Here is a 25876-nt window from a genome sequence, read left to right as displayed (position 1 = left end):
AAAATTCCAGATTATCTGTTAATTGGCTATAAAAAAAATCCATCTCTAGTGAGATGGATAAATAGTTTATAAATGGAAGTCCTTATTCTTCTACTTCGCCAGTATCCTTTTCCGGTTTAATTTCAATCGTATCGTTCATTATGAAGACACCTTTTGGAAAGTGTGGCGACATTAATTTACGATAGCGTTCGGCCTCATCGCGTGTTTTAAAGTTGCCAGCCTTCAATTTGAAGTAAGGCGACTGGTAGGAGAGGTAGGCTTTTAATTCAGGGAAGTAGGTGTAAACTTTTGTCTTGGCAGCAATGGCTTCATCACGCTTGTTGGTATTCACGATCATTAGGCGATAACCTTTGCCAAAGCGTGCTGAATTTTTCTTTACCGTTTTATTGATACTGCCTTGTTTTTTGATCAAGGCGTCTACGCGTGGATCTTTATGAACAATAACCGATGTTGATGGTGCCGAAGTAATGGATGAAGCCGTTTCCTGTGACCAGGCGGCGGTCTGTAGTCCAAATAGGGTAATAATTAATAATAGGTTTTTCATTATTTCTTAATTGTATTCTTTATTGTACGTTTTCTAGTCAAAAATAGTTCCAGTTTTCTATTAGTAATTTCCGATACCTGCATTTTCCCCTTTAGCAATGGCCACACTGGCACTACATCCCAGGCGTGTAGCACCCGCATCTACCAGGCTTTTAGCAAACTCATAACTGCGGATGCCGCCACTAGCCTTGATTTGAATAGAAGATGGCAGATGTGCCCGTATTAGTTGCACGGCCTCAATGGTAGCCCCTTTTTCGGCATATCCGGTAGATGTTTTTAAGAAGTCTATATCAAATTGGCGGTAGATCTCGCAACAGCGAACGATCTCCTCATCTGTCAATACGCCGCTTTCTATAATGACTTTAAGTGCTGCTTCCTGAGGCTTTGAAATAGCCAGGATTGCCTTTACTTCTTCTTCTAATTGTTGATAATCCTTGTTTTTAAGCGCGGTTACATTCATAACCATGTCCAGCTCATGGGCTCCTTCGCCTAAGGCTATCCTCGCTTCTTCTAATTTGGCTTCAGTATAGGTATAGCCAAAAGGAAAGCCAATAACCGTAGCCACCTTTACCGTACTTCCCAGAAGCTGTTTAACGGCTTCCTTGACATATATAGGGGGAATACAAACAGCTGCAAATGAATATTCTAAAGCTTCTTTGCACACTTTAGTCACATCTTCGGTTGTGGTGGTTTGTTTTAGTATGGTATGGTCGATGTAAGAGGCTATTGACATGTAAAAAGTATTTAATTTTAGAGCGGGACCGTTTTTCCCTACATAAACACACAAAGTAATTCAAAAATCAAATGCACATGACAAAACAGAAAAGCTGGCTCTTGGCTTGCGGCTTTGTATTGCTTGCTCAATTTGGTTTAGCTCAACCGTCCTTCCCTGAGAACGGAGTAGCTGATCCAAGACACGGGCACTACGCATTTACAAATGCCACAATTGTAAAAGATGCCGGAACGACATTGACCAATGCAACGCTTATTATCAAGGACGGGAAGATTACTGCTGTAGGCACGGGAATTAAGGTTCCTGCCGGGGCTGTAGAAGTAGATTGTAACGGAAAGTTCATCTACCCATCGTTCATTGATATTTATGCTGACTACGGCATTGCGACACCCCAGCGCCAGGCCGGCGGGTTTAATTTTGCACAGCAAGCACAATTGAATAGTGCTGCTAAAGGTGCCTATGGCTGGAACCAGGCCATCAAAACTGACGTTGAAGCTTATAAACAATTTGTAGTGGATGACGCTAAGGCTAAGCCATTACGTGAGTTAGGCTTTGGTACGGTGTTATCGCATGTAAAAGATGGTATTGCCCGTGGTACTGGTACCTTGGTAACACTTGCTACCGACAAAGAAAACTTTGTAATTCTTAAAGACCGTGCATCTGCACACTACTCTTTTAATAAAGGTACATCTACACAAAGCTACCCTGGCTCTATGATGGGGATGATTGCCTTATTGCGTCAAACCTACCTGGATGCTCAATGGTATAAGACCAAGCCTGCTGCTGAAGGCCTTAACTTATCATTACAGTTTTGGAATGATGAGCAGGGATTACCACAGATCTTTGAAGCCAATGATAAATGGAACGATCTGCGTGCTGATCGCATTGGTGATGAGTTTGGTGTTCAGTACATTATTAAAGGTGGTGGTAATGAATATCAGCGTATCAAAGAAATGAAGGCTACGAATGCTAGTTTCATTGTGCCTATTGCATATCCGCAAGCGCAGGATGTAGAAGATCCTAATGATGCGCGTTTTGTATCATTATCTGATATGAAACATTGGGAGCTGGCACCTACGAATCCGGGAGCTTTTGAAAAAGCAGGAATTCCATTCTGTTTAACCACTGCTGATCTGCGTGATGTAAAGACCTTTATGACCAATCTACGTTCTGCCTTTAATTATGGCTTGAGCGAGACAGCTGCTTTAACCGCATTAACGAAAACACCTGCTACTATTTTAGGTGTATATAACCAAGTGGGTAGTCTGGATGCTGGTAAATGGGCCAACTTCTTGATCACTAGTGGTCCTATCTTCAGTGAGAAGACCAACATTCTGCAAAACTGGGTACAAGGTAATAAGTACAGCGTTAAAGAAGATGGCTGGAAAGATAACCGCGGTACTTACAAGCTGGTAATAAATACCGCTTCTGGTCCTGTTAACTATACCTTAGACTTCAAGAGTAATACTTCTGCCAACCTGATAGGTAAGGATACCATTACGTCTAAGTTTTATTTTGACGGCCGCCAGGTACGTATCAACGTAGCACCAGAAAGAAAGCCTGGTGAAAATATGCGCTTGAGTGGTATTGTTAATAACGATGTATGGAGCGGTACTGGTGAAGACAGTGTTGGTAACATGTTTACCTGGACAGCTACCTATGATCGTCCGTCTACACAAAAGGCTGACAGCGTACGTAAGCGTCCTGCTGGTCCAGTAGGTAAAGTAACCTATCCATTTGAGCCATATGGCTGGGATGAATCACAAGCGCCAAAGCAGGAGACGATCCTGATCAAAAACGCAACTGTATGGACCAATGAAAAAGAAGGTGTTTTACAGAATGCCGATGTGTTAATCAAGAACGGTAAAATTGCTGCAGTAGGTAAAGGATTATCCGATGCTTCTGCCCGTGTTATTGATGGTACAGGAAAGCATATAACACCAGGTATTATCGACGAGCACTCACATATTGCGGCTTCCTCTATTAATGAAGGTGGACAGAGCGTAACTTCTGAAGTGCGTATTGCTGATAATTTAAACCCTGACGATATCAACATCTACCGTCAGTTAAGCGGTGGTGTTACAACTTCACATATCCTGCACGGTTCTGCCAATACTATCGGTGGTCAAACTCAACTGATCAAGTTGCGTTGGGGTGCTAATGATGAAGACTTGAAATTCAAAGGTTCTGCACCATTCATCAAGTTTGCCTTGGGTGAGAATGTGAAGCGTTCTACTAGTTCTATCAGCAACTCTTCCAACAACGTGCGTTATCCAGATACACGTATGGGTGTCGAGCAGGTTCTTATTGATGCCTTCACGCGTGCTAAGGATTATGCAAAAAGCTGGGATGCTTATAATTCAGCAAAAGACAAAAAAGGTCTGACTGCTCCTCGCCGTGACCTGGAACTGGATGCATTAGTAGAAATCCTGAACAACAAACGTTTTATTACTTGTCACTCCTATGTACAGAGCGAAATCAATACAGCTATGAAAGTAGCGGAGTTAATGGGATACCATGTAAACACCTTTACACACATTTTAGAAGGTTACAAAGTAGCTGATAAAATGAAGGCACATGGCGCCAATGCTTCTACTTTCTCTGATTGGTGGAACTATAAATTGGAAGTACAAGACGCTATTCCATACAACGCTGCTATCATGCAACGTGTAGGATTAAATGTGGCTATCAACTCTGATGACGCTGAAATGGCCCGTCGTTTAAACCAGGAAGCTGCTAAGATTGTAAAATATGGTGGTGTAACAGAAGAGGAAGCCCTGAAAATGGTAACCTTGAATCCTGCTAAAATGCTACACGTAGAAGATAAAGTAGGTAGTCTGAAAACTGGTAAAGATGGTGACGTGGTATTATGGAGCGATCATCCGTTAAGCATTTATGCAAAACCATTATACACCATTGTAGATGGTACTGTTTATTTTGATAGAGCTAAAGATGAGCAAATGCAAAAAACAGTAGATGCTGAACGTAACCGCCTGGTGAAAAAACTGGTAGGTGAAAAGCGCTCCGGTGCACCTGTTCAGCCTGCAATGCCTAGCTATCAATATATGCATACTTGTACGGAGCATGGTCATAGCCATGGTTTGTTGACTATTGATACGGACGATGTAAATTAAAAGTTCACTAGTTTACTGTTCACAAGTTTGAAAGTTTAGTTATGGCAACAATCAAAACATTTGAGGAAATTCAATCTTGGCAGAAAGCTCGAGCTTTAAATGAGATAGTTGGACGCCATATAGATCAAGGACGGTTCAATCGGAATTATAGTTTGATTAACCAGATTGAGCGTTCTGCTGGCTCTATAATGGATAACATTGCCGAGGGATTTGAGCGAAGTGGTAATCGTGAGTTTCTTCAATTCTTATATATATATCTAAAGGATCTTGCGGAGAATTTCGGTCTCAATTGTATAGAGCTTTAGATAGAGGTTATATAGCAAAGGAAGAGTTTGAGGAAATGTTTTTGTTGTCAAAAGAAATAATAATCTTATTGCAAAAGCTCATAGACTATCTAAAGCAATCTGACTTGAAAGGCTTAAAGTTTAAAGATCGTCAAACAAACTAAGCGAACAAGTGAACATGTAAACATGTAAACTATAAAACTTTAAAAATGAAAAAGATACTTTTTAGCATAGCTTCTTTATGTTTCTTGTTGCAGCTAAAGGCGCAGGAGACGGTGTACCCGGCACCGAAGCAATCGGGGACCATTGTCATTACAAATGCCACAGTGCATACAGGTAATGGACAGGTTTTAAACAATGCCTCTATCACTATCCAAGACGGTAAGATTACAGCCATTGGTTCTGGAAGCAATGCACCAGCCGGCGCTACAACTATAGATGCGACTGGAAAGCATGTATATCCAGGTGTTATACTACCAATCAGTAACCTTGGTTTAGTAGAACAAGGCAACGTAAGAGCTTCTAACGACGAGCGTGAGATCGGCGACTGGAACCCCAATGTACGCGCCTTGTCTGCATACAACACTGATTCTAAAGTGATCAACACGCTTCGCTCTATGGGTGTTTTGATGGCGAATATTGTACCGCAGGGTAGCCTGTTAGCAGGTACTTCTTCTGTGGTGCAATTGGATGCCTGGAACTGGGAAGATGCAGCCGTTAAAACCGATGCCGGCATGCATTTCTATATGCCTACATTAATGCCCCGCCCGCGTTTTGGTGGCTTTGGCGGAGGTGCTGGCGCACCGCAAGCTGATCCAGTAAAACAAGGATTGGAGCAGATTGAACGTATGAAAACCTTTTTCCGTGAGGCAAAAGCGTATAATAGCGTTGACAATCATGAAGAAACCAATTTGAAGTTTGCTGCAGTAAAAGGTTTGTATGATAAAAAGCAAAAGCTGTATGTACATGCCAATACTGTAAAGCAAATGTTGATAGCACTGGACTTTGTAAAAGAGTTTGGTTTTGATGTAGTTATTGTTGGCGGTAGCGATAGCTGGCAGATTGCTGATTTGCTGAAGCAAAACAATGTGTCTGTTATCCTGAACCAACCACATAGCTTGCCTACACTGGATGATGATGATGTAGATCAGCCGTACAAGACAGCTGCGGCATTACAAAAAGCCGGTGTAACGTATGCTATTAATGACGACGATGCTCAAACACGTGGACGTAATATTATGTTTAATGCAGGTACTGCTGCTACTTACGGTTTAACCAAAGAGCAAGCACTACAGGCCATTACACTTAACGCTGCTAAAATCTTAGGTGTTAGTGATAAGACCGGTAGCATTGAAGTAGGTAAAGATGCCAATATCATCATCAGCGCTGGTGATATATTGGATATGAGAACCAATAATGTTACAGATGCCTTTATACAAGGTCGTAAGGTGGATCTGACTGATAAACAAAAACAGTTGAATCAACGTTACAATCACAAATACGGAATAAAGCAAACATTCTAATTAAATAAAAAGCCCCGCAATTGCGGGGCTTTTTATTTAGGGTTGTTGTTTTATCAGTTTAGCTGTTTGAATTGTTCCATCAGCTCTTTTTACTTCAATAATATACAGACCACTCGGAAGTTGGGAGACGTTAGGGATTTCTACGTTTATATGACCAAGTGGTAGTTTGTAAATCGTACTAAATATGGGTAGTCCTGTAATGTTGCGTATAGTTAGTTGAATGGTTTCCTGATGTTCTGCTTGTAATACTATTGATGCTTTCCCTACTGTAGGGTTTGGTATGATCCGTAGTTGGGGAGCATTAGACTTAATTAATAATACCTTCCTGATTTCGCTATAGGTTGCCTTACCATCTATACCAATGGCTTTAATACGATAGAATAGTGTTGGTGAATTTGGCGCTTGGTGATCTGTAAGTGTGTAAAGACTATCCTTTGTGGCCACCATTGAGGCTATCTGTTGGAATGATTGCTGATCATAACTGCGTTCCACTATAAAATCAGTTATATTATCAAAGGAGGCTTTCCATGAAACAACAGGCAAATCTTGTTTTACAGTTGCCTGTATATAGTTCCATTTTAAAGGTAGAACAACGATCAACGATAGATCTGCACAGCCTGTGGGCCTATAACTATCTGGTGGGTCAGAAATCGTAGAATAACTGACATTCGGGTGGATGGTCCCCCAGTTATAGTCAAAGGTGCCGGTAGGATTAACCCGACTAGCCTCAAACACTTTAATAGTTCCTGTTTCTGTATTTGAACCAACTGTACCGAGGTTATAGCTATTGCCAGTAAAGTAAAGTGAACCGCTTCCATTAATGGTACTATAATTAATAAAGTCCGGTGTCTTAATAATAGAATTGGGCATTAGGGTTAAGGCACTATGACCATAATTTGTAAAAGTGTTGCTTGCTCCCTTAACCAAAACAAAGCCATCATTGATAAATGTATTGTACGTTTCGAAATTCCCTTCTGCTATTAACCGGCAGTTGTTTGTATGGTCGGTTCCTAAGGGGTACAGGATATTACCATTTGCCTGTAAGGTTCCTTTATTTACAGAAGTACCTCCATTAAACATGACATTACGTTTAGCGTCAACTAAATTATTGTTAAGGAAGTAGGTACCCCCATTTATAATAAGATCATTATCGCTCTGAATGGTGCCATTATTTGTTAGGTGAACACCTGCATTTAGTTGTACCTCACCAGAAAATAGCATAGTAGCACCGAACCGATTGAACCATACTTCATCACTACTCGTATTGGTAGATCCTAAAAATTGAACAATGCTAAAGTTGTCAAGGCTAAACCCACTTAGCGGAACATTTTCATCTGTTGAAAAGGATAGTACTGATGTTCCTACGTTAATAATATTACCCTGTGGGCGAATAAGAGCTGCTGGTTTGAAAGTAGCACCAGACATGACTTTAATAAGGGCGCCTTTTTCAAATTTATCAATCCGGCCAATGTAGGTGCCTGATTGTATATTCAGGACATCGCCTGCCAGCAGATTGTACGATAAACTAGAGCCATTATCATTATAGATAGTAGCTTGTGTAATGAGAGGTGTCCATAGGATGAATAGTACGGGAATAATAGCCCGTAGGATTAGATTCTTTTTCATGGGGTTGGTTTTTAGAGGTGTTAATAATTCAACCGCACGCAAGAACATCTACCAGGAAACTATAAGAAGTTGATTGGAAGATTGGTAGACTGATCAATGGATCAGATACGCTGCATTAACCGCTATAAGTTAATCTTTGAGGCAGCTTGATCAGGAAGAGGTTTAAGAAAAGCTTTCGCTTTTTAGTTGGTAAGTGATGTTTCATTTCTTTTGGTTTAAGGATTAAGGAATAAACGAACGTGGGCTTTTGGATAGGAGTTGATACCTGTTAACGCTCACTAAGTAAATAGGCGGATAGAGTAAATACAAATATGTTATTTGTTGATGTGTATATGCTTGGATGCTAAGCTATTCCTCTAATGGGAAGGGGAGTAACGTAAGAGGATATACGATTTAGAGATGATAATGGGTAAGTGGTTCTCTTTATAATGGCTACCCCTTTTTAACTAGCTTATGGGTTGTTAGTAACTCATTGCCTTTATAGCTTTCTAATGAGTAAATGCCAGCTGGTAATTCTGCAGCTTCAGCAAACAAAATCTCATTTTGCCCTTTATTGAGTTTGGCTGTTTTCTGAAATAGCATTTGTCCATTAACGCTACGGATCACTATAGTCACGTTTGTATTTTCTGTTGAAACATAGGACCAATGAAAGGAAGATGAGAAAGGAATTGGGTAAACCTTTGCTTGATTATAAGCCGTTTCTTTTTTGATATATTTTATTGTTTCGCTATAGCTTGTATTTCCATTGCTTTCAACGGCTTTTATCCTGTAAAAAGATACTGGTCCAATAGTAGCTTGATCTGACCAGTTAAATACCCCATTTGAACTTGTGGTAATTGAATACAAAGGAGAAAACGACTGGCCGTTTGTGCTTCTTTCTACAATAAATGTTGTGTTACTAGGATAGGAGGCTTTCCAAGACAAATTGGGACGCCTGTTTATTTCGTTAATCGTAAAGGATTTCCAATGAATAGGCAGGGGAACCGCGCCAGTGAATTCTGCTGCACATCCCGATGTGAATTGTGCAGGGTCAGGTTCGCTAAAAGCGCTGAAAACAACATTGGGCCTCATACTGCCCCAGTCTACATCAAAAAACTTAGGTGCATTTGTACGGGTTACGTCGTAAATTTTTATTGTATCGGTAGTAGTGCCTGTTACGCCAATGAAGGCCCAGTTAACAGTATTGTCTGTGAGATAAAGATTTCCAGAACCAGTAATTGTATGGCCATTTGTAAGGTTGGAAGCCTTTATGGTTCCATTACCCGACAGATTAATAAATCCAGAGTTTCCAAATGTATATCCTTCCTTTAAAGTTATAAGGGAGCTATTGTTAATAGTAGCGAAATTACTCAGATTCCCTGCTACATTTAATTGACATCCATTCTGATAGGTTCCATTGTTTGTCAGATTGCCTTTGTTTTCAATAAGGCCCAAGTTATTTATAGCTGTCCCTACATTTAGTTCAGTATTGGATGTAACTGTTATTTTGTTTCTATTTGTAATAGTTGAGCCCGAATATAACTCCAGTTTTCCAATTTTTATTTCCCCGGAATTAGTTATTGTGCTGGCCTGTACTGAGAATGTTTGATCAAATTCTAAGATGGCGCCAAAAGTATTCAGCCAATCTGTTGCACTGGTTAGGGCGCAGTTTTGGGCAAGGTGTAAAGTTCCGTAGTTGCGTAATTGAAAACCTACGTTTGGCTTAAATTCGAAATTGAAAAACGAATAGCCATAATTTATGATAGTACCATTTGCGGAGCTGACTATTTGAGGGTGGAAGTTGGCGCCTGCTTTGATAACAATAACAGCATTAGGATTTAATAAATTGACCGGGCCTGTGTAAGTGCCTGAATTGATAAATAAGCTGTCTCCAGGATACAACTCATAATCCGCGGAGCTACCATTATCATAACGGTTTATAGCTGAGCTATTTATGCAAGATAGCAGTAGGGTCACTATTGAAATGCTGCGAAATAAAGATGGTACAGATAGCAGGTTCATGTTCGATGTTTGCAGTTAGAATGGCTTTAACAGATATCGAATTGTTGGTTTGCTAGGCCTTCCATTCGCTGACATCGTAGGGTGGTGGGTGTACTATTTAACTAGGATTAAGCTGCGCTTTTGCTTGTTGGGTTAAACAAAGAGCCTTTATTTGGATGCGGTGTTTCTGAATTTCATTTAGAAAACGTTTCTCTATCATGTCTTTTTGGGTCTCTATGGTTGTTTTGCTGTTTGCTGTGCTTTGTTTTGCATTGGTCTTACAAGAAAAAAGCAGCAGGCTTATCAGCATCGCCAATAGTATAATAATTCCTGCCTGTAATACTATTGAAAGACCCCTAATTAGCTTGTATTCCATTGTGTGTGCAAATTGAATAGGCAAATGTCTTCTTTCTCTTAAGGGAAATTAACTACCAACTGTGCTATTTGAGTAAAGGGCTGTATGAGTTGTAATAAAGAAGGGAAAGTTTATATAAAAAAATAACCGCTCCTGAAAGAAGCGGTTATGGATAAAGTTTATCATTTAGTGTTTAGGCATCCTTACCATGACAGTTTTTGAATTTCTTGCCACTGCCACAAGGACAAGGATCGTTACGGCCAACTTTAGGTCCTACTTTAATAGGCTCATGTTTTACCGCTGTCTCGCCTGAAGGATCAAAATAGTCCTTTTCATTAGCTGCATAATCATCACCAATTGCTTCTACTTCTTCCTTATTAGCGTGCAGGTTGCTCATGTCTGTACGCTGAGGGCGGGCTTCACGTAAGTGTTGCTCTGGATGCTCTTCTTGTACAGGCAGAGAGGCATGGCATAAGAAGGAAACGATCTCCTTATTCACTTCACTGCTCATGTTTTTGAACAGGCTATAGGCTTCAACCTTATAGATAACCAATGGATCTTTTTGCTCCAGGTAGGCTGTTTGAACACTTTGTTTCAAATCATCCATGGCTCTCAGATGCTCTTTCCAGGCATCATCAATAATTGCCAATGTGATGTTGCGTTCCATAGCACTGCAAAGCTCGTCACCATTGGTAGTTACTGTTTTATCCAGGTTGGTCAGCACATTAATGCCTTTACGGCCATCAGTGAACGGAACCACTACATTTTCAATATGTGCACCTTGCGTTTCGCGGATATTCTGGAATACCGGTACCGCTTGTGTTTTAATACTGTCTTTATGGCGCTGGTAGTTTTCAATGGCCTCGGTATATAAACGGTCAGCCAATTGGTTTGGAGCTGTTTTCTTAAAGTCTTCTTCGCTGATCTGCGTGTCTATTGCAAAGTTGATGATGCCGGCCAGTTTGAAGCCTTCATAATCTTCCTGCTCGCGGAAGTTGCTTACCAATTCTTCTGCGGTTACAGAGAATGCATTATCGATATCCAGTGCTAGGCGATCTCCAAACAGGGCGTGGTTACGTCTGTCATAAACCGCATTACGCTGTTTATTCATTACATCGTCATACTCCAGCAAGCGCTTACGGATACCGAAGTTGTTTTCTTCTACTTTCTTCTGCGCTCTTTCAATAGACTTGGTGATCATACTGTGTTGAATCACTTCGCCTTCTTTATAACCAAAGCGGTCCATTAAACCAGCAATACGCTCACTACCAAACATGCGCATCAGATCATCTTCCAATGACACGTAGAATTGTGATGTACCAGGGTCACCCTGACGACCGGCACGACCACGTAACTGACGGTCTACACGGCGGCTTTCATGACGTTCTGTACCAATGATGGCCAAACCACCAGCGTCTTTAACGCCAGGTCCAAGCTTGATATCGGTACCACGACCCGCCATGTTGGTAGCAATGGTAACAGCGCCCGGCATACCTGCTTCTGCAACGATCTGTGCTTCACGAGAGTGCTGTTTGGCGTTCAGTACATTGTGAGGAATCTTCTTCACTTGTAAGGCGCGGCTTAACAACTCACTCACTTCTACTGAAGTAGTACCTACCAGTACTGGACGACCTGCATTGCGCAGCGCCTCAATTTCTTCAATTACCGCTTTGTATTTCTCACGCTTGGTTTTATAAACTAAGTCCTGTTGGTCTTTACGTATAATACCAATGTTAGTTGGAATGGTTACCACATCCAACTTGTAAATACTCCATAATTCCGCAGCTTCTGTTTCGGCTGTACCCGTCATACCGGCCAGCTTGTGATACATACGGAAGAAGTTTTGCAATGTAACGGTGGCATAGGTTTGTGTAGCCGCTTCGATCTTCACACTTTCTTTTGCTTCAATAGCCTGGTGCAGACCATCGCTGTAACGACGTCCTTCCATGATACGGCCCGTTTGCTCGTCTACAATCTTCACTTGTTCATCAATGACAACATACTCTACATCTTTATCAAAAAGCGTATAGGCTTTCAACAATTGTTGTACAGAGTGTATGCGGTCAGCTTTCTGAGAGTATTCATTCAATAAACTCTCTTTTTGCTGAAGCTTTTCTTCTGTAGGAGTTTCACTTCTTTCAATCTCAGTCATCTTCACGCCAATGTCCGGCAGTATAAAGAACTCAGGATCTTCACCGGCACGGGTAATGGTGTGAATACCTTTATCAGTAAGATCAACAGATTTATTCTTTTCATCAATATGGAACAGTAGTTCTTCATCTACTATGCCCATATTGCGTTGTTGATCGGCTAAATAGTAGTTCTCTGCTTTTTGCAGTTTTACGCGGATACCAGGTTCACTCAAGAATTTAATCAATGGACCATACTTCGGTAAACCACGATATGCTCTGTATAATGAAAGGCCTCCGCTCTTTGGTTCGTCATCGCCTGCAGCAATCTTAGCTTTTGCATCATTCAGAAAGCCTCGTACCAAGCGCTCTTGCGCTTCTACCAAGGTCTGAACACGAGGCTTTAAAATATGGTATTGCTGATCATCACCTTTAGGTACCGGACCAGAAATGATCAATGGTGTACGAGCGTCATCAATCAATACGCTATCCACCTCATCGACCATTGCATAATGGTGCTTGCGTTGTACCATTTCTTCTGGTGTATGCACCATGTTATCGCGCAGGTAGTCAAAACCAAACTCATTGTTAGTACCATATGTAAGATCTGCCTGGTAGGCTCTGCGACGCTCTTCACTGTTTGGTTGGTGCTTGTCGATACAATCAACGCGCAAACCTAACCATTCGAAAATAGGACCATTCCACTCAGAGTCACGACGAGCCAGGTAGTCGTTCACTGTAACGATGTGTACACCTTCTCCAGCCAATGCATTTAAGTAGGAGGGAAGAGTAGATACCAGTGTTTTACCTTCACCCGTTGCCATTTCAGAGATCTTACCCTGGTGTAAAACAATACCACCAATCAACTGTACATCGTAGTGTACCATGTTCCAGGTAACCTGACCACCGGCAGCAGTCCAGGTGTTTTGGTAGATGGCTTTATCTCCCTCTATGTGGATATAATTCTTTGTTACACTGAACTCTCTGTCCAGATCAGTTGCAGTAGATATTACCTCGGCGTTTTCTTTAAAACGGCGAGCTGTTTCTTTCACTACGGCAAAAGCTTCAGGTAATATTTCTTTTAAAACTTCTTCGATCTTGGCGTCACGGTCTTTTTTCAGACGGTCTACATCCTGATAGATAGCATCTTTACCCATTAAATCTTCGTAAGGAAGCTCTTCGGCCCGTTTGTTGGTATCTGCTATTTGAGCGTCAATGTCTCTTAAGTGTGTTTGGATACGCTGACGAAATTCAACTGTTTTATTCCGGAGTTCATCGTTACTTAATGAACTGTAAGCCTGGAAGTTTTGGTTGATCTTTGCGACCAGCGGCATAATCGCTTTCACATCTTTTTCGGACTTGCTGCCGCCAAAGATTTTGGAAATAAAACCTATCATAAAGTATAACTATATAATTATTGTAAAGTTTTTACTCGTCAAAAAAAGTGCTAGTTGCATAAACTGGCCAATTTGACAGAGTTGTCAAAGATAGGCCAATTTACCCTTAAGGCAGATAGGTTCTAATGAGTTGAAACTGAACCTATTCAATTTGGCCGGCGTTTAACGTATTTTGATGAATAGATGAATAATAAAAAACTGTTGATGAAGTGTAAGCCAGGACTAGTTTTAGCGTTTTGCCTTTTTGTATTGGGGGCATGTAATGGAGAGGATAAAAAGAGGGCGGTAGCAATGCCTGCCAGTGATCTTTATTTGGATTATAGAGTGTCGGCCGAAGAAGCTGCCGAATATGCAGTAGCGCTTCTTTATTTCCGTGATGGAGGTCCTGATGCTAAGTCCATTGAATTGGAAAGTGGTAGTCGAGTGAGCTTTGACGGGGAGCCATTGGTAGCCGATAGTGCAAAGCTAGCAGGTATTTATTATGAAGCGCAGCGGCCTTTAGCGGGCTTTGCAGGCCCACATAAAATTGTTTATACAAATAAACAAGGAGAAGCTTTTGAGCAGTCTTTTCAATTCACCCCTCTCATATTAGAGAACATCTCTGCCGTATTGTCTCGAAAAGATTTAGTGCTGGAGCTGGGAAAAAGCGCCGGAAAAGGTAAAATTCAGGTACTGGTAACGGACACTTCTTTTAAAACAACTGATATAAACGAGGAGTATACCGCTGAAAATGGACAAATTGTAATTTCTAAAGAAGCCTTAAAAAAAGTGGCCAGTGGCCCAATTACTCTTGAGCTTGTAAAAGAAGAAATACAGCCTTTGCCCAACGGAAAACTGACTTTAAGTTATACGCTGCGGCGGGAGCTGGAACTGAGATAAACTATCTGAACGGAGATTGGAGGAGAATAGAACCAGGGTTTCTAAGATTAAAGTGGATTGACAGGAAAAGTATGGCAGGAGAGTATGATAGCTGACACATTTCAGATGCCGAGAAAGAAATAATGCTCCGGAAACAAGTTTCAAGGCGCCTGTTTAGTGGCGTTTCCTATACCTTTCCTACCTCTTGCTGTCCTCATCGTCGGGACCTCTTCGGGACTCTTTCGAGGCTGGTTCGGTAAAACCACACTTTTAGCGTAGGATTTTCGACGCTGCCCTGAGCCTGGGACTACTCTGAGTACAGCTATTCCACAGCAAGAGGTAGAAAAGCCAGATAAAGCTATTGTGTATCAGCAGGTTATATGATATAGTAAAGCATATTACTAATGGGCTGCAATCTAATGAATCAATTATTAATCCCTTTAATCTGTGGTCCTCTTTTAGCGGGCGTGTTGAGCCTCTGCCTTAGTATCTATATTATATGGTTATTTAGCTTTCTTGTGCTACCTTTGCCGGCCGAAAGAGGAGGGTAGCTATTTTGCCGGTTAGAAAGGTGTGTCGGGCAGCTACACAAACCCTCAAATCAGAAATCATAAATTAGAAATCCCCAATGGCTGGTCAGTTAAAAGAGGTACGTAACCGTATTAAGTCAGTACAAAGTACACAGCAGATCACAAAAGCAATGAAAATGGTGAGTGCCGCCAAGTTGCGCCGTGCTCAGGATGCTATTGTTCAAATGCGTCCTTATGCCAAGAAATTGCAGGAAATGCTAAGCAATATTGTTAGCAACACTGAAGTGGAAGGTGGTAACACACTGGCTGTAGAAAGAGCCGTTGAGCGCGTATTGTTGATCGTAATCACTTCTGACCGTGGATTGGCAGGTGCTTACAATGCTAACGTTATTAAGGCAGCCAAGCAAGCCATTCAAGAAAAATACAGCACCCAGTTCAATCGTGGTAATGTTACCATTTGGAGCATGGGTAAAAAAGGTTTTGAGCATTTTTCCAAGTTAGGTTACAATGTAACAGATACGCATAAAGATATCTTCCTGCACCTTTCTTTTGAGAATGTACAACTAGCTTCTCAAGCAGCTGTTAAAGCGTTCCGCAACCGCGAGTTTGATGTAGTAGATGTGGTATATAGCGAATTTAAAAATGCTGCTACCCAGCGTTTTGTGGTAGAGCGTTTCCTGCCAATTCCTAAAGCAGAAAATAATGCAGTAAGCACAGCGAAAGCAGACTTCATCTTTGATCCTAACAAAGAAGAACTGATTGCTGAATTAATGCCTAAGATCTTAAATACACAATTATTTAAGGCTGTATTGGATGCACATGCATCTGAGCATGGCGCTCGTATGACAGCAATGGATAAGGCCAGTGAAAACGCCAACGAACTATTGCGTAATCTGAAGATTTCTTACAACCGTGCCCGTCAGGCCGCCATCACTACGGAATTGACCGAGATTGTGAGTGGTGCCGCCGCTTTACAAGGGTAATAAATGATATTGTAGTTTTAATAGGCAAATTTGCAAGTGATTCAATACTACGCAGATTTGCCTATTTTTATTTTTTATAACCGCTATGGAGATTTCGAATCTTATACCACATATTGAGGCTCTCATCTTTGCTTCTGATAAGCCGCTAACGTCTGCAGAGATCACTGATTTGATCAATGGCGCGTTTGGTTTTATGGAAGACAAGATTGTATTGGAACAAATTGATGCAGCCCTTGAAGGGATTGTAGAAAAATATAATTCAGAGTTTTATCCGTTTGAAGTGCGTCAAAGCGGTGGTGGCTGGCAATTCCTTACAAAGAAGGACTATCATAAAACAGTAGCTCAGTTAAATGGCGAAAAATTCCTGAAACGTTTATCGGCCGCTGCATTGGAGACCTTGGCGATAATTGCTTACAAACAGCCTATTACAAAAGGAGAGATTGAAGCCATTCGTGGTGTAAGTTCTGACTATAGCGTACAAAAGCTTCTGGAAAAAGAACTAATTGTCATTAGCGGTCGGAATGAAAAACTGCCGGGCCATCCATTGGTATATTCTACATCAAAGAGCTTTATGGACTATTTTGGCTTAAATACGCCTGAAGATCTGCCAAAGATCAAAGAAGTATTGGCCGACCAGATTATTGAGCCTACGGTTATCAACCATACTGAATTTGACCAAGGTGAATCATTAATTGTATCAGGAGAAGGGGAATTGATTGAAGCCAGCGGAGAACCTACAGTATCTACTGAGTCAACTACTGAGGAAGAAGAAGCAGCTCCTGCTGAACAAAAGGCCGCCAACGAGCCTCATATCAATGGTCATGCGTTTGAAATAGAAATTATTGACGATGATGAAGAAGGTGAGGACGAAGAATCTGAAAATGAAGCAACTGAAGAAGCTGAGGAAGATTTTATCTCAGATACAGAGTTTGTAATGGGAGATGAAGAGGAAGAGATCAGAGACCTTACCACTGAAGGCGATCTGCCTTCTGATACAGAAAATGATGAATCAAAGGATGCAGATAGCGATAATGAAGAAGAAGAGAAAAAAGACTAACTAAATTTTTAAATATTGAAAGCCTGTATGACAACATACAGGCTTTTGTTTTTATACCTTCATCCCGTTAATCGTTTTTATAATCCGTAAAATCTGTGGTTATCTTTGCCGCCATGTCACAACGTTTATTGCAAAACCAGTTAACTGAACTGGCTGAGAAGTTTGGAACTCCCCTCTATGTTTACCATGCTGAAAAAATTAAAGAGCAATACGAAAAGCTCACAACTGCTTTTCAGCATACGAATACGGTTTTCTTTTATGCCTGTAAGGCGTTGACCAATATCAATATATTAAAGTATATAAAGTCTGTAGGTGCGAACGTAGATTGCAGTTCCATCAATGAAGTAAAGCTGGCTTTACATGCAGGTTTCCCTCCAGAGCGTGTGTTATATACCTCTAATGGTATTTCTTTTAGTGAAATACAAGAGGCTAAAGAGCTGGGTGTGATCATCAATATCGATAGTTTGTCTAACCTGGAGAAGTTTGGACAAAAGTATGGGCATACCTATCCTGTAGGATTACGCTTGCGCCCTAATATCATGGCTGGTGGTAACCTGAAGATTTCAACCGGACACGATAAGAGTAAGTTTGGCATCCCTGTTGAAAATATAAATGAAATCGTTTCCATAGTTGAGAGGTACAATATCTGCATTCATGATCTGCATATCCATACAGGAAGCGAGATCAAGGATGTGGAAGTGTTTGTAAAAGGGATTGAAGTATTGTTTGATTTGATACCTCATTTCAAAGAGTTGAAGTTTATAGATCTGGGCGGTGGCTTTAAAGTGCCTTACCAGGATGGAGACTCTGAAACTAATATTAATTTGCTGGCGCAAAAAGTAGGAGAGCTGTTTGCTGCTCACCCAGAGGCTAGCAAGCTGCAGGTGTGGTTTGAGCCGGGTAAGTTTTTAGTGAGTGAGTGTGGTTATTTTATAACGCAAGTAAACGTTATGAAAGAGACGCCAGCTGCCAAGTTTGTTAGCGTAGATAGTGGCTTTAACCATTTGATCCGTCCTATGTTTTACGATGCATATCACCGCATTGAAAATATCAGCAATCCAGATGGTGAGAAGAAACGCTATTCTGTTGTAGGGAATATTTGTGAGACAGATACATTCGCTTGGGACCGTGAATTAAGTGAAGTGCGCGAAGGTGACTACCTGGTTTTCTATAATGCAGGTGCTTATGGTTTTGAAATGTCTTCTAACTTCAATTCTCGTTACAAGCCTGCCGAAGTGTTGATGAAAGATGGCCAGGCTCATTTGATACGTAAGCGCGATGAGTTTTCTGACCTATTAAGAAATCAGATAGAAGTTCTATAAATTAAAAATCCCGCTGTTGAAGCGGGATTTTTAATTCTATATGAAGATGTATTATTTACTTGTAACTGTTACTTTCTTTGTAACCTTAGTATTCATAGGAAGCGATTGGCCCATCATTTCCATAGTGCCTTGAGAGTCGGTTGTAGCCGTTCTTTCTTTTAGCAGGCCAGTATTTTTATCCAAAATGATCTTGCCTGTAGTTTTGTCTTTTGAAGACATTGATATTTCCATGCCGCCAGCGTCTTGTGTTCTTTGTGAAGAAGCATCTTCTGTATAATCAATAATAATATCAGAAGTGGTAATATCACTTAAGGTATATACTGTTTTGCTATCCTTGGTGCTGTCTGTCCAGCTTTGGCCTTTTTTTACCTCATAGTCAGGTAATATTTTAAACTCGCTCATGTCGCCAGTTTTGGGAAGTTCCATACCAGAAGCTATTTGAGCTAGGGCTCCAGACATTGGGTCGGCTTGTTCACTTGAGTCAGTTGATTTGTTAGGATTATCATCATCCGCTTTCACTGCTGTGATCTTACCAGTGCGATCTAAAGTCATGGTATATTTATTCTTCATGGCCTTATCAGCCATTTTGCCGCCTTCTCCCTTCATATCCGCTTCATTATCCGAATCAAAACTTTGTGTGCCTTGCATAGGAACATCAAACTTCATTTGCATGCGCTTCATCTTATGCTCAATTGTGGTTTCTCCACCTTTGGCTACATCAGCTATATCAAAAAGACGTGTAATAGTTGCATCAATTTTAGTGTCTATCGATTGCCCCATCATATCCATGCTAATAACGCTGTTTACCTGCGATACCATTTCCAGCTTCTGGCCTTTTTTAAAAGTGAGTTTATTATTCACTTTTTGAGCAGTCGCATTAAGGGTGCAGGCTACTGCCACTAAAAGAAGAGTGTGTTTCATTAACTGTTTATTTGATTTCAAAGGTGGAGAATATTTTTGGTATAGACGATGTTAAACTTATGAACGGTTTGCTTCACTAGTAAGTATTTCTTTTTCTATAAGTTAACTTGCAGAATCAACCTTTTATAATGAAATTATTCTTTGTATTTCTTGTATCACTTATTGGTTTGAAGGGTTTGGCTGGTGATACAACTAAATTATATAACCCTTATGCCGATGCGACAAAAGAAGTGGCACAGGCACTGGTAAAAGCAAAAAAAGAAAAGAAGCAAGTACTCCTTCAAGTAGGCGGCAATTGGTGCGTGTGGTGTTATCGTTTCAACAGTTTTGTAAGAACAGATTCTCTCTTGAAACAGCTAGAAGATGCAAACTATGTGGTCTATCATTTAAACTATAGCAAGGAAAATAAAAACCTGGCTTATTTAAAAAAGCTGGGCTATCCGCAGCGTTTTGGCTTTCCTGTGCTTGTAGTATTAGATGGGGAAACAGGCGCGGTATTACATACACAGGATAGCAGCTTATTGGAAAAAGGAAATGGATACGATACGGAGAAAGTAAAGTCTTTTTTAAAGAACTGGGCACGCGGTGCATTTGATGAAGCGCTCTATAAAGAATAACTTTAGTGCATGAGTGCTATTGCTCCTTCTGGTGTTAATACAGCTTTCTTTGAGCAAATGAAACATCCCTTAAAGTTTCGTTTGTTCTTGCTTTCTAAATTGCCAGCGGCCTATTTTGCAGGCTTGCGGTTTGTAAAAGCCGATGCCACTACCTGTATAGTATCGGTGCCTTTTAAATGGTTTACAAAAAATCCATTTGGCTCCATCTATTTTGCCTGTCTCAGCATGGCTGCTGAAATGACCACCGGAGCTTTAGCGATGGCAGCTATTTATAAGCGCCCACAGCGGGTTAGTATGCTTATTGTGCAATCGGAAGCACAGTATTTTAAAAAAGCCAAAAGCACCATCCAGTTTGTGTGTAATGAGGGGAAACGAATAGCCGCTGCTGTAGAAGAAGCTATATTAGCAGGTAATAGTTCGGTTACAGTTCAATCTAGAGGCATTAATAAAGAAGGGGAGGAAGTGGCTAGCTTTTCTTTTACCTGGTCTTTTAAAGCGGTTAGAAAAGCATAACTTTTAATTGCGTTTTCTCAGCTCTCTTCTCAATTTATAAAGTAGGAATCCCTGAGCTTTGCTGTGACAGCTGATCAATATCATAAAGAATGATACAGCTGGGCATTACTATTGCAGCAATTGATAATAAAAGGTCAAAAATGAAAATAGCTTTTCATGGTGCTGCCCGCACAGTAACCGGTTCCAAACACTTATTGAGCTTAAAGAATGGTAAAAAGATCTTACTTGATTGTGGTTTGTTTCAGGGATTAGGAAAGGACACCGATAAGTTGAATAGCGAATTTGGCTTTGAGCCTAGCGAAGTAGACATTTTGGTCCTTTCGCATGCTCATATTGATCATTGTGGTCTAATACCTAAGCTGGTTAAAGATGGATTCAATGGGCCTATTTACTGTACGCCTGCCACCAAAGATCTGGCTGTGGTTCTGTTAGAAGATTCAGCAGAGATACAGGAGAATGAAGTGAAGTATCAGAATAAGCACCGGCAGGCACAGCATGAGCCTTTACTTAAGCCGTTATACACCAAGGAAGACGCAATGTCGAGTTTTGGGCTTTTTGAGGGAGTAGAATATAATCAATGGTTCCCGGTAACCGATGGAGTAGAAGTGCTATTTACTGATGCGGGGCACATCATTGGAAGTGCCTGTGTGCATTTGCGGATTACAGAAGGAGGTGAAACCCGTCAGTTGACTTTTAGTGGAGATGTAGGTAGGTATAGGGATGTTATCCTGCGTTCACCTGATAAGTTTCCCCAGTCTGATTATATCATTATGGAGTCAACCTATGGAAACAGCTTGCATGAAGATGTGCATACGTCTGTAGAACTTCTGCTAAACTGGATAGAAAAGACTTGCGTGCAGAAGAAAGGAAAGCTAATTATTCCAGCTTTTAGTTTAGGTAGAACCCAGGAAATCTTATATGCTTTTAACCAGCTAAGTTTAGAGGGACGGTTGCCAAAGGTGTCCTATTATCTTGATAGTCCGCTAAGCATTGTCACTACAGATTTGGTTAAGCGTTATAAACAATACTTTAATAAAACTATACAGAAAGTACTGGAGACTGACCAGGATCCATTTGAATTTGAAGGACTGAAATATGTAAAGGATGTACAAGAGTCAAAGCTGCTTAACTATTTAACGGACCCTTGTGTAATTATATCAGCTAGTGGTATGGCTGAAGCAGGACGGGTAAAACATCATATCAGCAATAATATTGAGAACAGCCGCAACTCTATCTTAATGACAGGTTATTGCGAACCTAACTCCTTAGGAGGCAAATTAATGGCTGGTAATAAGGAAGTGACCATATTTGGAGTTCTGCACGAAGTGCATGCTGAAGTAGGTGTTATCAAAAGCATGAGTGCCCATGGCGATTATGAAGATTTGAGTCAATGGTTGGCCTGCCAGGATAAAAAGGAAATACGCAAATTGTTTTTAGTTCATGGTGAATACGACGTGCAATTAGATTTCAAACAATGGCTGGTAAAAAGAGGATTTTTAGATGTAGAAATACCAGAGAGGCACTATGAAATCGGTTTAGGATAGTTGTGATAAGGCTTCTTTAACAATTGGTTGTAATTCAGGTGGTTATAGTGTTAAATTTCACATGATCTTAAGGGTTGTTGCGCACTTTATTAATCGAAGTCAACGTAACTTTAAGGAAAGGAAAAATTAACTATGAAACACCTGAAGTTTTTCAGCGTTACAGCTATAGCTGCGCTGCTCTTTACAAGTTGTGCAAGTGTTGCACATGTTGAAAGAGATGAAACTGTAAATTTTAGCAAGTACAAGACTTTTGCTTGGGTGGATACTAAAGAAAAGAAAGACGAGCAAAAGGGGAGTGATCTTTTAGAGAAAAACATTATTCAAGCCGTAAATGGAGAATTGCAAAAAGAGGGATGGCAGGAATCTAAAACGAAACCGGATATTTTACTAAGCTATGATGTCTTAGTAGAAAAGGCTGTCAAAGAAGATCGTAATCCTGTTTACTCCCGTTCTTACACTCGTAGTTTTTATAACCCTTATACAGGCCGATGGGCTACTATTTTGTACCCTTCTCAGTTTTTGGGTTATGATTCACGCGCTTATGAGGTAAGAGAAGGAACTGTTACTATTTCAATGATCGATGCCAGAACGGATAAAACCATCTGGCAGGGATGGACTACTGATGTAGTTAACAGTAGAAATCTTACCAATAAAGAAATTCAAAGCAGTGTAAAGAGTATCTTCCGTAAGTTTGATGTAGCTAAGAACTAGTTGACTATTGCTTGCTATAATTTGAGCCTTCCTTTTGGAAGGCTTTTTTTATTTTATTTTCATTTTTTCAAAAATATTTTGGCTGATATAAAAGTGCCTCCTATATTTGCACTCCCAAATCAATGATGCCGCGTTCGTCTAAGGGCTAGGACACCACCCTTTCACGGTGGTGATACGGGTTCGAATCCCGTACGCGGTACGAAAAATTCGAACAAGAGCCCTGCTGATAAAGCAGGGTTTTTTGTTGTGCCTATGCTAAGTTTTCAATCTTACAGAAAAGGGTTATTGAGTATTTAACGATCACCTCTTGTTTGTTGAGCGCTCCCAGATGTTTGTCGCTTACTTCTACTAAAAAATCAAAGGCTGTGACTGAAAATTAATTTGCGTCAATTGCTAGCGTTGGCAAATCCAGAATGAGATATAGATGTTTAATGTTGCCAATTGGAAATAGCCTATAAGGCTCATATTAGTCCACTAATTTCATACTCTTGCTTTTATTCAGGAAAGAAGAGAGAGGGCCCACTTGCCAAAAAAATATAAGGGCGAGCATTTTAAAACCTGTGGGCACGCTTGTTGGTGGCTGACTCTAGTATAGAGCAGGAGAATAAAATAACTTTGTTGTCCAATCTTTTCCATTTTCCAAAGAAGTTGACCGTTCGACGATCAAATTTTACAATAGCTTCTGAAAAGGATAGAAAAATGCATTTTCAGTTCTCATCTGTTCCATGAAATCTTCCGCGTAATTCATACCCAGTTTTGATAACCTGCTTTCTATTGCCAACCAGCGAACTTATTCATCAGTATGTGCAGTTATTACATAGGTAACTAAGAATTTCAAATGCAATGACTGAAAGTAAGGAACTCGGAGCTTTATTACTTGATATTGGTATTTCTCTATTGCAAGCAGGCGCAAACTGCAGCAGCATAAGAACTACCATGAAAAAGTTTGCGGCAGTATATCATTACATACCGCATATTGCAATCGGGTCTAAATCAATCTCTCTTGCATTGAATGATATAAACGGTATTACCATTTTCAATGGTATACGCAGCGCCTCAGGACACGACATTGACTTTACATTAATTTCGGGAATAAGCAGCTTAAGCAGGAAAGTAGAAGAAAAAGAATTGACAATCCAAGAGCTTAAGAACGAATTAAGTAAAATTCAGGTGGCTGGTCGTTATCCTCGTATTGTTACACTTTGTTTTGTTAGCCTCGCTGGGGCTGCCTTCTGTTATACATTTGGAGGAAGTTGGATTGAAATGATCATCACATTTGGTGCAACCTTTTGCGGTCTTTTAGCAAAACAGCAGTTGGCTAAATATAAATTTAATCCTTATGTCTGCACCTACGTAGGTGCAACGGTGGCCTCACTTTTTACAAGTATTTTTTACAGTGCAGGATTAACCATTGCACCCGTACAAGCGTTCTCAACCTGTGTGTTATTTCTTATACCGGGTGTTCTGCTGATTAATTCTCTTACAGATCTTATTGATGGAAATATTATAAATGGCATAGCAAAAGGAGTTAGTGCTTTGATGTTTGCTCTAGCTATAGCATTTGGTTTATCAACTACAATTATTCTTTTCAAACTGAATGGATAATGGAAGAATGGATAAATATTTTATTTAAAGCTTTTTGGTGCGGATGCGCAGCTGTTGGTTTCGGTATTCTATTTAATGTGCCCAGGAAAAGTTTATTTGCCATATGGTTTGGGGGCGTCATTGTCGGACTAGTAAAATACAGTGTGTTATTTTTTGCTTCTTCGTCCGTAATAGTTGCTTCATTTGCGGCATCACTTATTTTAAGTGTATATTGTTTGATTATTGCTAACAAGCACCAGGAGCCTGAAATAATATTTGCTATACCTTCTGTAATCCCTCTTGTTCCTGGTGTGTTTGCGTATCGCACTATGTTGGGACTTATAAAACTTAGTGGCAGCATTGGAGAAGATTATGCTCTTACATTAAATGAAACGGTGCATAATGGTACCATTACTCTTTTTGTTATAATGGCATTTACGATAGGTGTTATTATTCCGTACCAGTTTGAAAAAGAACTGCGTAAAAGGACTCAGTCAAAACTGAAGGCTTCAAAGAATTAGACTCACGGAAAGTTTTAAAAAGTCTAGGGGTTTAAGTCAAAATAGGGGCAAATAAGAGGTAGATGTGCATTATAGTGGTAGCGTACAACAGCTTTAAGTTAAAATATCTAATTGTTCGTTAAGGCGAAAGCGGTTGTAGGAAGGCGGGAGAAATGAAATCTAGGGGAGATTTATAAAAAATCGCTTGGTGTACCCGTTGAATGAACCGTAGCTTTTATTGTTTTATTTCCCCAATTTTTACTTTTTAAGGTCTTTTCGAATTTGCGGATATCCATAATTGGGGCTGGCCATTGGTTTTAATTAGCGTTTTGTGGTGGCAAGGTTTTTATTATTGTTCAGGGAAAAGAATAAAACCTAACCTAAAATACCAATATGAAACTTGTCCCTTTCATTTTGTCTCTACCCCTTATTTTTATTTTATCTTGTAAAAAGAATCACGACAAAGAGGTACCAAAACCTATGGGATCTCTTTCTGTAACTATAGACGGAAAGCCATTTAAAAGTGAAGCAAACAGTATGGTGCAGATTTTTAGTGATACGGCCGAAGTGCGCATTTTTGCAGAATCTCCTGAAGTAAAGGTTGAATTACATGCCCGCTCAACTATGCATTCAAATGGGGTGGGCGACTACTACCTCTATTGCTGTAACAATGATTTTTGGGTACGCACTTCTGGAAAAGACGTGCATTACGAAGGAATGCGCGCAATAAATGGCAAAGACCAATTGGGCTCCGTACAGATTACCCAAAACGATGGCAAAAGCTATGAAGGTACCTTTACCATTACCGGTAGAAACAGTGATAGCGTGGCGAAACAGGTAAGCGGGGCCTTTAAAGTGTACTATTAAAAAGTTTTTCTACTGCGCTTTGTCGTTTATTGACTCTATTTGAACGAAATCTTAGCTATAAACAATGCCTACTTGCTATTTTTAGGTAGGCATTGTTATTTTAGGCTACCTAATGCTAAGGAATTAGACCTTTGGATTGTATAGTTTGATGTACCAGTGCTTTCT

Annotated in this window: 22 protein-coding genes and 1 tRNA gene; 16 read left to right on the top strand and 7 right to left on the bottom strand. The window is 40.4% G+C overall.

The genetic code is table 11. From position 1 onward, the window contains the following. Positions 1–82: 82 nt before the first annotated feature. Both SY85_RS07495 and deoC read right to left on the bottom strand, forming a co-directional pair. Positions 83–544, bottom strand: coding sequence for an SPOR domain-containing protein (locus SY85_RS07495; RefSeq protein WP_071890956.1), 462 nt, complete (start codon positions 542–544; stop codon positions 83–85). 60 nt (positions 545–604) lie between these two features. After that, positions 605–1276 (bottom strand): deoxyribose-phosphate aldolase, encoded by a 672-nt coding sequence (gene deoC, locus SY85_RS07490; RefSeq protein WP_066403055.1) that lies wholly within the window; start codon positions 1274–1276, stop codon positions 605–607. A 77-nt stretch (positions 1277–1353) separates the two neighbouring features. On the opposite strand from deoC, the gene SY85_RS07485 reads away from it, so the two are divergent. From SY85_RS07485 to SY85_RS07475, 4 genes are read left to right on the top strand one after another with little or no spacing between them, the layout of a single operon-like run. Further along, a complete protein-coding gene (locus SY85_RS07485) occupies positions 1354–4410 on the top strand; it encodes an amidohydrolase family protein (protein ID WP_082886326.1) in 3057 nt (1018 codons plus the stop codon). 41 nt (positions 4411–4451) lie between these two features. Next, on the top strand, positions 4452–4715 hold the full coding sequence (locus tag SY85_RS26040; protein WP_236938269.1) for a four helix bundle protein: 264 nt from the start codon (positions 4452–4454) through the stop codon (positions 4713–4715). After that, positions 4700–4858, top strand: a complete 159-nt coding sequence (locus tag SY85_RS26200) for a four helix bundle protein (RefSeq protein WP_418251535.1) — start codon at positions 4700–4702, stop codon at positions 4856–4858. The genes SY85_RS26040 and SY85_RS26200 overlap by 16 nt, the downstream gene beginning before the upstream one ends. Before the next feature lie 45 nt (positions 4859–4903). Then, entirely contained in the window at positions 4904–6217 is a 1314-nt protein-coding gene (locus SY85_RS07475) for an amidohydrolase family protein (protein WP_066403051.1), read from the top strand. A 36-nt stretch (positions 6218–6253) separates the two neighbouring features. Here SY85_RS07475 and SY85_RS07470 read toward each other — a convergent pair whose 3' ends face one another. The 4 genes from SY85_RS07470 to secA all read right to left on the bottom strand — a co-directional run bounded on the left by SY85_RS07470 (position 6254) and on the right by secA (position 13704). After that, positions 6254–7843 (bottom strand): T9SS type A sorting domain-containing protein, encoded by a 1590-nt coding sequence (locus SY85_RS07470; RefSeq protein WP_066403050.1) that lies wholly within the window; start codon positions 7841–7843, stop codon positions 6254–6256. 432 nt (positions 7844–8275) lie between these two features. Then, the gene (locus SY85_RS07465) at positions 8276–9844 is read right to left on the bottom strand and encodes a T9SS type A sorting domain-containing protein (protein WP_066403044.1); all 1569 of its coding nucleotides are present in this window, start codon (positions 9842–9844) and stop codon (positions 8276–8278) included. Between the two features lie 97 nt (positions 9845–9941). Further along, positions 9942–10199 (bottom strand): hypothetical protein, encoded by a 258-nt coding sequence (locus tag SY85_RS07460; protein ID WP_066403042.1) that lies wholly within the window; start codon positions 10197–10199, stop codon positions 9942–9944. 172 nt (positions 10200–10371) lie between these two features. Then, positions 10372–13704 (bottom strand): preprotein translocase subunit SecA, encoded by a 3333-nt coding sequence (secA, locus tag SY85_RS07455; RefSeq protein WP_066403040.1) that lies wholly within the window; start codon positions 13702–13704, stop codon positions 10372–10374. Positions 13705–13908: 204 nt separating this feature from the next. Between secA and SY85_RS07450 the strand changes: the two genes are divergently transcribed. The 4 genes from SY85_RS07450 (at position 13909) to lysA (ending at position 18454) form a co-directional block, all read left to right on the top strand. Then, entirely contained in the window at positions 13909–14583 is a 675-nt protein-coding gene (locus SY85_RS07450; RefSeq protein ID WP_066403038.1) for a hypothetical protein, read from the top strand. A 607-nt stretch (positions 14584–15190) separates the two neighbouring features. Then, on the top strand, positions 15191–16075 hold the full coding sequence (atpG, locus tag SY85_RS07445) for an ATP synthase F1 subunit gamma (protein ID WP_066403034.1): 885 nt from the start codon (positions 15191–15193) through the stop codon (positions 16073–16075). Between the two features lie 85 nt (positions 16076–16160). Continuing rightward, positions 16161–17132, top strand: a complete 972-nt coding sequence (gene scpB, locus SY85_RS07440) for an SMC-Scp complex subunit ScpB (protein WP_066403031.1) — start codon at positions 16161–16163, stop codon at positions 17130–17132. Between the two features lie 113 nt (positions 17133–17245). Further along, positions 17246–18454: a diaminopimelate decarboxylase gene (lysA, locus tag SY85_RS07435; protein ID WP_066403030.1), complete on the top strand. Its 1209-nt coding sequence runs from the start codon at positions 17246–17248 to the stop codon at positions 18452–18454. Between the two features lie 51 nt (positions 18455–18505). Here the strand turns inward: lysA and SY85_RS07430 are convergent, their stop codons facing one another. Continuing rightward, positions 18506–19375 (bottom strand): DUF6263 family protein, encoded by an 870-nt coding sequence (locus SY85_RS07430; protein WP_066403029.1) that lies wholly within the window; start codon positions 19373–19375, stop codon positions 18506–18508. Between the two features lie 128 nt (positions 19376–19503). Between SY85_RS07430 and SY85_RS07425 the strand changes: the two genes are divergently transcribed. From SY85_RS07425 to SY85_RS07390, 8 genes are all read left to right on the top strand, one after another. Further along, on the top strand, positions 19504–19992 hold the full coding sequence (locus tag SY85_RS07425; protein WP_066403027.1) for a thioredoxin family protein: 489 nt from the start codon (positions 19504–19506) through the stop codon (positions 19990–19992). Between the two features lie 9 nt (positions 19993–20001). Then, positions 20002–20505 (top strand): DUF4442 domain-containing protein, encoded by a 504-nt coding sequence (locus SY85_RS07420; protein WP_082886324.1) that lies wholly within the window; start codon positions 20002–20004, stop codon positions 20503–20505. Positions 20506–20645: 140 nt separating this feature from the next. Beyond that, on the top strand, positions 20646–22049 hold the full coding sequence (locus tag SY85_RS07415; protein ID WP_066409468.1) for an MBL fold metallo-hydrolase: 1404 nt from the start codon (positions 20646–20648) through the stop codon (positions 22047–22049). Between the two features lie 132 nt (positions 22050–22181). Then, the gene (locus SY85_RS07410; RefSeq protein ID WP_066403026.1) at positions 22182–22760 is read left to right on the top strand and encodes a DUF4136 domain-containing protein; all 579 of its coding nucleotides are present in this window, start codon (positions 22182–22184) and stop codon (positions 22758–22760) included. A gap of 127 nt (positions 22761–22887) precedes the next feature. Then, positions 22888–22959: transfer RNA gene (locus tag SY85_RS07405), tRNA-Glu, on the top strand. Positions 22960–23603: 644 nt separating this feature from the next. Next, a complete protein-coding gene (locus SY85_RS07400) occupies positions 23604–24365 on the top strand; it encodes a threonine/serine exporter family protein (protein WP_066403024.1) in 762 nt (253 codons plus the stop codon). Next, positions 24365–24865: a threonine/serine exporter family protein gene (locus tag SY85_RS07395; RefSeq protein WP_066403022.1), complete on the top strand. Its 501-nt coding sequence runs from the start codon at positions 24365–24367 to the stop codon at positions 24863–24865. The genes SY85_RS07400 and SY85_RS07395 overlap by 1 nt, the downstream gene beginning before the upstream one ends. 372 nt (positions 24866–25237) lie before the next feature. Continuing rightward, positions 25238–25711: a hypothetical protein gene (locus SY85_RS07390; RefSeq protein ID WP_148661130.1), complete on the top strand. Its 474-nt coding sequence runs from the start codon at positions 25238–25240 to the stop codon at positions 25709–25711. Positions 25712–25876: the final 165 nt, after the last annotated feature.

Origin of the sequence: Flavisolibacter tropicus, from assembly GCF_001644645.1 — a bacterium.
GTDB lineage: Bacteria > Bacteroidota > Bacteroidia > Chitinophagales > Chitinophagaceae > Flavisolibacter > Flavisolibacter tropicus.
The sequence above is the reverse complement of the archived record's forward strand: the minus strand, read 5'-3'. Positions and strand labels throughout refer to the sequence as shown.

Bases quoted from the DNA above. Each gene is read 5' to 3' on its own strand.
- SY85_RS07425 (WP_066403027.1), top strand. From the start codon at position 19,504: ATGAAATTATTCTTTGTATTTCTTGTATCACTTATTGGTTTGAAGGGT.
- SY85_RS07485 (WP_082886326.1), top strand. From the start codon at position 1,354: ATGACAAAACAGAAAAGCTGGCTCTTGGCTTGCGGCTTTGTATTGCTT.
- SY85_RS07495 (WP_071890956.1), bottom strand. From the start codon at position 544: ATGAAAAACCTATTATTAATTATTACCCTATTTGGACTACAGACCGCC.
- SY85_RS07395 (WP_066403022.1), top strand. From the start codon at position 24,365: ATGGAAGAATGGATAAATATTTTATTTAAAGCTTTTTGGTGCGGATGC.
- secA (WP_066403040.1), bottom strand. From the start codon at position 13,704: ATGATAGGTTTTATTTCCAAAATCTTTGGCGGCAGCAAGTCCGAAAAA.
- deoC (WP_066403055.1), bottom strand. From the start codon at position 1,276: ATGTCAATAGCCTCTTACATCGACCATACCATACTAAAACAAACCACC.
- SY85_RS07400 (WP_066403024.1), top strand. From the start codon at position 23,604: ATGACTGAAAGTAAGGAACTCGGAGCTTTATTACTTGATATTGGTATT.
- SY85_RS07390 (WP_148661130.1), top strand. From the start codon at position 25,238: ATGAAACTTGTCCCTTTCATTTTGTCTCTACCCCTTATTTTTATTTTA.
- lysA (WP_066403030.1), top strand. From the start codon at position 17,246: ATGTCACAACGTTTATTGCAAAACCAGTTAACTGAACTGGCTGAGAAG.
- SY85_RS07475 (WP_066403051.1), top strand. From the start codon at position 4,904: ATGAAAAAGATACTTTTTAGCATAGCTTCTTTATGTTTCTTGTTGCAG.
- SY85_RS07420 (WP_082886324.1), top strand. From the start codon at position 20,002: ATGAGTGCTATTGCTCCTTCTGGTGTTAATACAGCTTTCTTTGAGCAA.
- SY85_RS07465 (WP_066403044.1), bottom strand. From the start codon at position 9,844: ATGAACCTGCTATCTGTACCATCTTTATTTCGCAGCATTTCAATAGTG.
- SY85_RS07415 (WP_066409468.1), top strand. From the start codon at position 20,646: ATGAAAATAGCTTTTCATGGTGCTGCCCGCACAGTAACCGGTTCCAAA.
- atpG (WP_066403034.1), top strand. From the start codon at position 15,191: ATGGCTGGTCAGTTAAAAGAGGTACGTAACCGTATTAAGTCAGTACAA.
- SY85_RS07430 (WP_066403029.1), bottom strand. From the start codon at position 19,375: ATGAAACACACTCTTCTTTTAGTGGCAGTAGCCTGCACCCTTAATGCG.
- SY85_RS07470 (WP_066403050.1), bottom strand. From the start codon at position 7,843: ATGAAAAAGAATCTAATCCTACGGGCTATTATTCCCGTACTATTCATC.
- SY85_RS07460 (WP_066403042.1), bottom strand. From the start codon at position 10,199: ATGGAATACAAGCTAATTAGGGGTCTTTCAATAGTATTACAGGCAGGA.
- SY85_RS07410 (WP_066403026.1), top strand. From the start codon at position 22,182: ATGAAACACCTGAAGTTTTTCAGCGTTACAGCTATAGCTGCGCTGCTC.
- scpB (WP_066403031.1), top strand. From the start codon at position 16,161: ATGGAGATTTCGAATCTTATACCACATATTGAGGCTCTCATCTTTGCT.
- SY85_RS26040 (WP_236938269.1), top strand. From the start codon at position 4,452: ATGGCAACAATCAAAACATTTGAGGAAATTCAATCTTGGCAGAAAGCT.
- SY85_RS07450 (WP_066403038.1), top strand. From the start codon at position 13,909: ATGAAGTGTAAGCCAGGACTAGTTTTAGCGTTTTGCCTTTTTGTATTG.